Origin of the sequence: Sphingobacterium sp. UBA1897 (assembly GCF_002337775.1) — a bacterium.
Classification (GTDB): Bacteria; Bacteroidota; Bacteroidia; order Sphingobacteriales; family Sphingobacteriaceae; genus Sphingobacterium; species Sphingobacterium siyangense.
The window spans coordinates 1-5,282 of the sequence record NZ_DDGR01000008.1 but is presented as its reverse complement, the minus strand read 5'-3'; the positions used below and the strand labels follow the sequence as shown (position 1 = coordinate 5,282).

Below are 5,282 nucleotides of genomic sequence, written 5' to 3'. Positions count from 1 at the left end.
CGATTTTAGCCAAACCAAGATCCTGGGTAGAATTGTATGTGAGCGCGTCTCATTTGACCCCAATAAAATTGCGACTCTAACCGCATCCCAACTGAAACAGCTTGCCGGAACTTATCTAAAGGTAAATGACAACAACTTTAAGATTCAAATAGAACCCTCCCCAACAGGCTTAATGCTTACGCAATTGTGGGATAACAAAACAATTTCATTTACTCCTCGTTCTGAATTTTTCTTCCTCAATGATGATGGTACCTTCCCATTGACATTTTCTGTTGCCAATGGAAAGGTGCAGCAAATGCAGTGTTTCGAAAATGATCTTTGGCTAAAAACTGATCAATAATCCTAATAAAAAAATATTATGAACAGATTTATTGCCTGCTTATTCCTGCTGCTTCTGCTGGGTACAGCTCAGCTTAGCGCCCAACAGGTAGCAGATGAACAGTTTCATTATCCCATTACCGATCCGCACCACCGGATCGGTGATGGACCTCTACTCCTATTTGACGAGGCACACAACAATCCGGTTACTCTGAGAGGAGCCTACGCTCCTTTTTCAGATCTCCTTCTAACTGATGGATATCGCCTCCGAAGTGTTAAAGAAAAGATCTCTTACGATCAATTAAAAGAAGTAAAAATCTATATCAGCATAAATGCCTTATATAATCCGGAAAACTGGAAATTACCCACCTATTCAGCCTTTACCGATCAGGAGATAGAAACTCTCCGTCAATGGGTATTTGATGGTGGAAGCCTATTTCTAGTCACCGACCACATGCCCTGTGGCGGGTCTGTACAAAAGCTTGGTGCGGCATTTGGAATTCATATCGTGAACGGTTTTGCCTTACCTAAGAATGGACGTCCCGAGATCTTCTCAAAGGAGAGAGAAACACTGTTATACAATGAAATAACCACTGGATCAGGTAAGGAAATAGACAGTATCATGTGCTGGGGTGGAACTGGGTTTATCGTACCAACGAAGGCACATATTATTTCTTTATTAAATGAAGAATATGATATCTACCTACCCAATGATGCTAATCAGATAAAAAGACCTATTCCAGAGGATATTCCCCGATTGTCGGGCAAAGGGTTTGCAAACGGCGCTTACCTGCAATTTGGGAAAGGCAGGATTGTGGTTTTCGGAGATGGTGCTCCTTTTTCGGCACAACTCCATGGCATCAAAAGTGAAAAAAGAGGAATGAACCATCCGGCCGCAGCACAACATGCGCAATTTTTGCTCAATATAGTTCATTGGCTTGACCAATGAACTTATTTGACTAGATATACAGTATATTGTACGGTCATATACCATTTTCGAGAATTAACAGCTAACGCAGTTCTGTACGTCGGTGGTTTAATAAATACCTGTCGACTCTCCATATTTCTCTGTACAAACTTCATCGGCTATACCATGCAGAATTTGATGTGTAAATTCGTTAACACTATAGGGTATGCCATTCTTAATATACGTGAAGCTCCTTGCTATCTTTTTGGCGATACAGATATAGCTGAATGTAAGTTGTAGTACCAACTCCTTTATCTTTTCGCTTAAAGCCTCCCCACAATGCTGATTTTTCATTGTTAATTTTCTCTAAACACACTAGTTTTCCGTTAGCATAGAAAGTCATTTTGTATTTTTCAATGGGTTTCAGATCAAAAACTCTAAATCCTCATCTGTTCGGAATTGATATTCTTTGTCCCAATTGTTTTTTATTTTTTCGGAAGAAAGATACATTTGCTGTGCAAGTCTTTTTTCTTTTTCATAAACAGCATTCGCCAAATCGTCTTTCGTGCCTTTTAGATATATACCTCTTATCTCATTATATTTTGCAACAACTTCCTTTTCTAATGCTTGTAACTGATCTTTATTCTTTGTAAAAAGAACTTCGGCATTATCTAAAATGTTTATTTTGTAGGGAACTTCGGCGTCAAAAGTAAAACTGTCCTCAAAAAAATTCTTTCCGTCAAATGTTGAAACTTCTTTACCTTCCACTATTTTTTGTGGAGTGGTGTAAGTAGTCACTTCTTCCTCATCACCCCAACTGCCATCTGTACCAATGAAGGATTTTTCGATTTTGATCTGAACTCCAGAGTTTCTCATCAATGATGAATGCATTGACTTTGCATTTTGATTAAATCCTGGAAAGAGACGAAGGGTGATTTTTTGCGGGCCTTTTTGTGTAATGTCCCAATTCAAAGGGAAGTACGAACCCGATAAACTTCCGCCTGAATTATCTTTGTATTTAATAACGGGAACATCGTTGATAAGAATTTCGAACGAGCAATTACTCGTTGATATACTTGCGCCATAATGCGGTTCTTTATCGAAGTGCTTTATTTCGGTTCCGATAGCATAGATATCTTTTTCAGATTTTGTGATTTTATTCTGTCCCTTACAGCTAATAGATAGAAGTATAAGATTTATATATAAAAATACACTCTTAAATTTCATCATACTTGATTATTTATTTTATTTGGTCGCGAAAATCAGTAGGCCAATTATCGTAATATAATGGACGAGGTTTCGGCCAATGAAGATTTTGAATTACTTCCCGACAATCACTTTTCGATGTTCAGTTCCCCATTCGGCGAGGGTATTGATGATTTTTTTTAGCGTCAAGCCGTACTCTGTTAGCTGATATTGAACCGTTACGGGTTGCGTGTCGAGAACTATCCGTTTAATGAGCTGGTTCATTTCCAATTCCTTTAACTCTTTGCTGAGCATTTTATTGGAGATTCCTTTCACATCGTTTAAAATATCAGAAAAACGCCGTTTGTTGTAATAGCAAACTGACGATATTATTGAGATTTTCCATTTGCCATTCAACACATCCATGGCATCGTGAACAGCCATAATCTGTTTTCTGCTTGTGTCGTTATTCGAGCATTCTATTTCCATAATAAGTTACCTTGTTACCCAAAAGTTACTGTTACTTTTGGTTACAAAGTTACCAAAATAAATTTAATCAATTTAGATTTGCATAGTTAAAGAAATCGATTTCAAAAACAAACAGTTTAAAAAGTCTTGACTAGAATAGAATTTTCGATCATTAAAAATTTAAAAAGATGAATTTCTCAGATAAAAATGTAGTAATTACCGGCGGAAGTGCAGGAATTGGATTAGCTACCGCTAAAACATTTATTGAAAAAGGAGCAAATGTATTGATAACAGGCCGAAATACCGATACCCTGCAAGCAGCATCAGGAAGTATTAATAGCCCAAAACTGAAGACCTTGTCTTCAGATACGTCCAAACTGGCAGATATTGCGCTATTGGCAGAAACAGTTGCAGCTAGCGGAAACAAAGTGGATGTGCTTGTACTGAATGCAGGAATAGCAAAGCAATATTCAATTGAAGATACAACCGAAGAGGTTTTTGACGACCTTTACAACATCAATGTCAAAGGACTATTCTTTACTTTGCAAAAACTAATCCCTCATTTATCAGAAGGAGCTTCCATTGTTCTTATCTCATCTGGAGTCTCTGTGAGCGGGTATGCACAAATGGGTGCTTATGCAGCTACAAAAAGTGCAGTCGATGCGATTGCACGTACCGCAGCTACTGAACTGGCAGACAGAAAAATCAGAGTAAATGTGGTTGCTCCCGGATTGACCGATACACCTATGAATCAGCAAACGCCCGCAGATATAAAAAATGCCATAGCAGCAGCAGTTCCATTGAAACGAATCGGACAAGCTGAAGAAATTGCTAACGCAATTGTTTTCTTGTCTTCAAACGAAGCCTCTTATATTTCAGGTTCATATCTGGCAGTAGATGGCGGTGTTACAATTCGCAGATAAATAAGCGCGGTTTATGATATACTTAGTGTTACTCACTAGGTATATCATATCTAATCTTGGAATTAACACTTGAAACGCTATCCGCTGGAGCTATGATTTAGTATTACTTAGCAATCTAACAAATTCCTTTACAGATTCGTTGGTTGGCGCTGCAAAATCTTTTATTCCGTCAATTGTTTCCATGCAAAGAGGCGCAGCCCTTTCAAACATGATATCTTCATAAGCTGAAATTGCCTCTTTAAGGTTGACATGCCTTCCACTGGTTAGGCATTCACACAGATCCAAAGCGTCCAACATGGCCAGATTTACGCCTTCACCATTCGGAGGCATTAAATGCGCGGCATCCCCAATGAGGGTAAGATTACTTTTAGAAGCCCACCTTATCGATAAAGGAAAATAGTTAAGTGGGCGCCATATGAAATGTTCACTGGCTTCAAAAAGCATGAAGTAGACAGGATTCCAATTTCCAAAATGTTTTTTTAAATACCCGCTAACTTCTATAGGATTACCAAAATCTATACCACTGGATATACCCCAGTTTTCCGGATACATTGAGATTGCATAAAAAGTGAATCCGCCATCACCTCTAGGCTGGACAACCAGGGTGGCCCCATCTCCCATAGCCATCAGATTCCCTTGATTAACGAGTTCGTACATTTCCGGGCATGCAATCTCGGGATGATCTATTTCGCCCTGGATAATTGCTGCTCCGGAATAAAGAGCTTTCAAATCTGTCAGATAGGGACGAACCTTGGAGCGGTAACCGTCAGATCCGATGACCAGATCAGCAACCGCGGTCATTCCGTTCTCAAATTTTAATTCCCATTTATCTTCAAGTTCCCGCAAACCTATAAGCTGGCTATCCCAAACTACGGTACCAGGAAGCAGTCCGTCGATTAGGAGATCTCTCAGCGCTCCCCTATCGATTTCTGGTCGGAAATGTTCATCTCCGAATACAGGTTCTTCGTCTCGCTGACTCTCATCCATCAGCATATTTCCCTGCGGATCAAGCAGACGATATTTGTCGGCACCCTTCATGTAGTTTGCTTTAAAAGCCTCCATAAGTCCGGTCGCCTCCATTGCTTTAAGACCTGAATCAAAGTGCAGATCTACAATAGCTCCCTGTACGCGTGCGGCTTGACTAAAATCTCTTTCATACACGTTAACCTGTGCACCTTTCATTTGCAGCAGCCTGGCCAATGTCAGACCACCTGGACCACCTCCAACGATGGCTATATTTTTTTCGCTCAACATTTCTATCTTTTTTAATGATACAAAGGAACGGCGGAAAGAAAGGCGATACAATAACGAGATGCTGTAACTTTAGGACTATTCGCGGTTTTTAGCGGTAAAGGCAGTCGGTGACATTCCTACCGCTTTGCTGAACAGCCGTGTGAAGTAGGAAAAGTCATCGTAGCCTAGTTCATCCGCAATCTCTTTCACTGACTTCCCGGAATGAAAAAGCAGCCGTTTGGCCTCCA

At 39.9% G+C, this 5,282-nt stretch carries 8 protein-coding genes; 3 read left to right on the top strand and 5 right to left on the bottom strand.

What is annotated here, in order from left to right; translation table 11 throughout:
- Both B4N43_RS07265 and B4N43_RS07260 read left to right on the top strand, forming a co-directional pair.
- A partial coding sequence (locus tag B4N43_RS07265; protein WP_286733812.1) for a hypothetical protein occupies window positions 1-340 on the top strand: 340 nt, incomplete at its 5' end.
- An 18-nt stretch (window positions 341-358) separates the two neighbouring features.
- Window positions 359-1,267, top strand: coding sequence for a hypothetical protein (locus B4N43_RS07260; RefSeq protein WP_286733811.1), 909 nt, complete (start codon window positions 359-361; stop codon window positions 1,265-1,267).
- A gap of 87 nt (window positions 1,268-1,354) precedes the next feature.
- Here B4N43_RS07260 and B4N43_RS07255 read toward each other — a convergent pair whose 3' ends face one another.
- From B4N43_RS07255 to B4N43_RS07245, 3 genes are all read right to left on the bottom strand, one after another.
- Window positions 1,355-1,579 (bottom strand): hypothetical protein, encoded by a 225-nt coding sequence (locus B4N43_RS07255; RefSeq protein WP_286733809.1) that lies wholly within the window; start codon window positions 1,577-1,579, stop codon window positions 1,355-1,357.
- Window positions 1,580-1,648: 69 nt separating this feature from the next.
- Window positions 1,649-2,455 carry a hypothetical protein gene (locus tag B4N43_RS07250; protein WP_286733807.1) on the bottom strand — a complete coding sequence of 269 codons (807 nt, stop codon included), beginning with the start codon at window positions 2,453-2,455 and terminating at the stop codon, window positions 1,649-1,651.
- Window positions 2,456-2,545: 90 nt separating this feature from the next.
- The gene (locus B4N43_RS07245) at window positions 2,546-2,899 is read right to left on the bottom strand and encodes a winged helix-turn-helix transcriptional regulator (protein ID WP_286733806.1); all 354 of its coding nucleotides are present in this window, start codon (window positions 2,897-2,899) and stop codon (window positions 2,546-2,548) included.
- Between the two features lie 167 nt (window positions 2,900-3,066).
- Between B4N43_RS07245 and B4N43_RS07240 the strand changes: the two genes are divergently transcribed.
- Window positions 3,067-3,801 carry an SDR family NAD(P)-dependent oxidoreductase gene (locus B4N43_RS07240; protein WP_153848086.1) on the top strand — a complete coding sequence of 245 codons (735 nt, stop codon included), beginning with the start codon at window positions 3,067-3,069 and terminating at the stop codon, window positions 3,799-3,801.
- A 90-nt stretch (window positions 3,802-3,891) separates the two neighbouring features.
- Here the strand turns inward: B4N43_RS07240 and B4N43_RS07235 are convergent, their stop codons facing one another.
- Together B4N43_RS07235 and B4N43_RS07230 are read right to left on the bottom strand one after the other, a co-directional pair.
- Entirely contained in the window at window positions 3,892-5,055 is a 1,164-nt protein-coding gene (locus B4N43_RS07235) for an FAD-dependent oxidoreductase (protein WP_286733801.1), read from the bottom strand.
- A 75-nt stretch (window positions 5,056-5,130) separates the two neighbouring features.
- Window positions 5,131-5,282, bottom strand: a 152-nt coding sequence (locus B4N43_RS07230) for a helix-turn-helix domain-containing protein (protein ID WP_286733813.1), incomplete at its 5' end; no start/stop codon positions are given.